Raw genomic sequence first — 2,760 nt, 5'->3', positions numbered from 1 at the left:
TGTTGATGTTACGAGGCATGGCGTATCGTCCTAAGTTAGAGTTAGGTGATTCGAGAAAAGGTATTTGTGAAACGACATATAAATAATACGTAGCGCCAAGCTATAGCTATGCGTCCGCATGGCCAAGCTATCGCTGCGCGTCGAGTTGAAAAGTCTTTTGTGAAGGCGCGTATTTTAGGACACCTGCTTCCGCGACGCAATCACAAATCCACGACGAACGCGGCAATGTCATTAATGAAGCGCGCCCTTCTTCACTGCCCCCTCCGAAAAAGCTCTTGGTCGTCCGGTCGGCGCCAAATTCCCCGACAGCGCGGCCCGAAAATCCACCGGCAATTCGCAATCACGCTCTTTTGCGATAGCGCGGGCTTTGACGATGGCCTCACAATCACCATTTGCAGCGCGGACAGGCGCGAATATCAACAAATTGCGCTCCGCCAGACGCCAACCGTTCAAAAGTGGCGCCATTTGTTTCGAAGCGGAGCAAAGGAGACCGCCTGTTCCACAACACATGATGGAGGACATGATGTCGAAAGGCCAAGTGAGAAGCAATAAAGAGGCGAAAAAGCCGAAATCGGATCAAGCTCAATCAAAAAAGCACGCTCCATCTGATTATCAACGCTCGCTGGGAAAAGACGCTCCCACTGATGATCCGTTCAAAAAGAAGGGCTAGAGAGAGTCCGGCATCCCGTGATGCCGGACTTTCTGCGTTTTGGATAGCCACGCCTAAGCGGCAATTCCAAAATACGATCCATTCGGCAATGACATTGCCATCCATTATTTGACAACCAACGAATCCCGGCGCTACTTCAAGTCATTGAAAAAAAACGAATCGGAGAAAAACAATGTCCGAGAACGACAACACCTCGCTGGTCGCGGACGTCCTATCCGCCTACCTGTCGAACAACACTGTAACTCCGGCTGATCTCCACGCAGTTATTGAGACCGTCAAATCCGCGTTTGGTGTTTCCGTTGGTTCAACTCCTGCTCCGGCTGTTGATGAGCCAAAGAAATTGGAGCCCGCCGTTCCGATCAAAAAATCCGTAACCCCAGACGCGATTATCTGCCTCCATTGCGGAAAATCGTTCAAATCTCTCAAAAGGCACCTTCAAACGGGACACGGTTCATCCCCAGATGAATATCGGGCGGCTTTTGGGTTGAAAGCGGAATATCCGATTGTGGCCCCGAATTATGCGGCTCAGCGTTCCTCTCTGGCGTTGAGCCTTGGGTTGGGTCGAAAAGCTGGCGGGGCGGTTGCCGCGAAGAAAGTTGCCGTGAAAAAGCCGGGTGGAAGGAAGGCGGCGCCGAAAACAGCGGCGGAATGAGTGGGTGCAATAAGGAAGCCCGGCAATGGCGGGCTTCCTGCCCGATTACACGCCGGACTCCTCGCATTCGCAAAGAATCGCGAACACGGCGCCCGAAAATCCATCTGAGAATTCTTCCGGAAATTCTGACGGGGATTCCCCGCCCCCTCGACTTGATCGCGCTCAACGATTTGAAGAGGAGGAACAGACGCACTGCCGAAAGATTGGCGATGAAAATCGGCATTGTCGAAATCGGCGAGCACGATGACCCACGTAGTTGTTTCGAGAACGCCCGTGACGCCAACGTTGTCCCGCCGCGCTTTAACGAAAGCGACCCGTCAGAAATCCATTTATTTTTTGCAGAAAACTGTTCAGAAGATCGGGAGCGCGCTGCCCGTTCAAGAAAGTGTCCAGCTTGGTTGGGATTGTGATCCGCGATGATCGCGCGCGATGCGATATTTCCGGGTTAAGCGGGGATTCCGGCGCCGCGACGGGCGGAAAATAGAAAAAACCTCGCTCCAAACGGGCGATGGCGTCCCTTAGCGCATGCGTTTCGCGCTCGATGGCGTCTTCGGACATCGGCGGATGCATACCGCGCAATTGCTCTAACATCACCATACTCGCGCGCTCGTAAATCACGCGGCGCGATTGAGGGGTAGAAATCTTCAGGACGGAAACGACTTTTTCTAAAAGGGGATAATAGTCAGCCATTTTTTCACCATCGAATATTGACCGTCTTTGGCATTGCAAACCAGTCGGCGTCAATCCGAGAAAGGATTGTGCAAGTCGGCAATCCGTCGAAAGCGGCACTTGCGTCGCCTGCACCAACGCTTTCCGAGATTTCCGCTTTTAAGACCCCGCGTCTAGCTTCGCGCTTGGCCTTGGCAATTATGTGAGTTAATGACTTTTATCTAATAATTTGAATGGATTACCGATGAAACTCCTCAAAGAACGCTCCCGCGATGAATTGGAAGCCGCCCTCGTTCACCTCGACGAAATCATCCAACATGTCGTGCATGATATGGAAAAGGCGCCGGGACCGGGACGGCAGCCAATTCTTGACCTCTTCCGCCGTGACCGAAAAAAGATCACACAAGAATTAGAGAAGCGGGGTGACGCTTGAATCACCTCGCCACTGTCCCCCATCACCGACAGGCCCTCGTCCAACCCGCTGGGCCGCGCGCCTGAACGGACCGCTTTTCCGGACGATTGGCCGGGGCATAGCAAGCCAACGTTTATGCGATGATTCAGCGCAGGGCTGTGGGCTCCAGAATCGAGACCAAGATCGGCAACCAAACGTTCCGCGCCACCGGTATCACGTAAGCGTCCACCCGGTGCCATTCTGGCGGCGCGGGGCGCGTGTTTGGTAATGGTTGGACATGGATAGCAACATCTATGTCTAGGCCTATGCGCAGAACCAACACGAACCAATTCATTGAGGTCCGAGCTGAACGGCTCG

General features: G+C 53.4%; 4 protein-coding genes. 3 read left to right on the top strand and 1 reads right to left on the bottom strand.

The features are described from left to right. The first annotated feature begins 373 nt into the window (after positions 1–373). Positions 374–670 (top strand): hypothetical protein, encoded by a 297-nt coding sequence (locus QZY01_RS22220; RefSeq protein ID WP_294541629.1) that lies wholly within the window; start codon positions 374–376, stop codon positions 668–670. A 172-nt stretch (positions 671–842) separates the two neighbouring features. After that, positions 843–1,322 (top strand): MucR family transcriptional regulator, encoded by a 480-nt coding sequence (locus QZY01_RS22215; protein WP_294541627.1) that lies wholly within the window; start codon positions 843–845, stop codon positions 1,320–1,322. Between the two features lie 300 nt (positions 1,323–1,622). On the opposite strand, the gene QZY01_RS22210 is transcribed toward QZY01_RS22215, so the two are convergent. Then, on the bottom strand, positions 1,623–2,126 hold the full coding sequence (locus QZY01_RS22210; protein WP_294541625.1) for a hypothetical protein: 504 nt from the start codon (positions 2,124–2,126) through the stop codon (positions 1,623–1,625). Positions 2,127–2,235: 109 nt separating this feature from the next. On the opposite strand from QZY01_RS22210, the gene QZY01_RS22205 reads away from it, so the two are divergent. Further along, the gene (locus QZY01_RS22205) at positions 2,236–2,424 is read left to right on the top strand and encodes a hypothetical protein (protein WP_294541623.1); all 189 of its coding nucleotides are present in this window, start codon (positions 2,236–2,238) and stop codon (positions 2,422–2,424) included. The last annotated feature ends 336 nt before the right edge of the window (positions 2,425–2,760 follow it).

It is taken from the genome of uncultured Rhodoblastus sp., assembly GCF_903903185.1.
Lineage (GTDB): Bacteria > Pseudomonadota > Alphaproteobacteria > Rhizobiales > Beijerinckiaceae > Rhodoblastus.
This window is presented reverse-complemented; position numbering and strand designations above follow the sequence as displayed.

Coding starts and splice junctions, on each gene's coding strand:
- QZY01_RS22220 (WP_294541629.1), top strand. CDS start 374: ATGGCCTCACAATCACCATTTGCAGCGCGGACAGGCGCGAATATCAAC.
- QZY01_RS22215 (WP_294541627.1), top strand. CDS start 843: ATGTCCGAGAACGACAACACCTCGCTGGTCGCGGACGTCCTATCCGCC.
- QZY01_RS22205 (WP_294541623.1), top strand. CDS start 2,236: ATGAAACTCCTCAAAGAACGCTCCCGCGATGAATTGGAAGCCGCCCTC.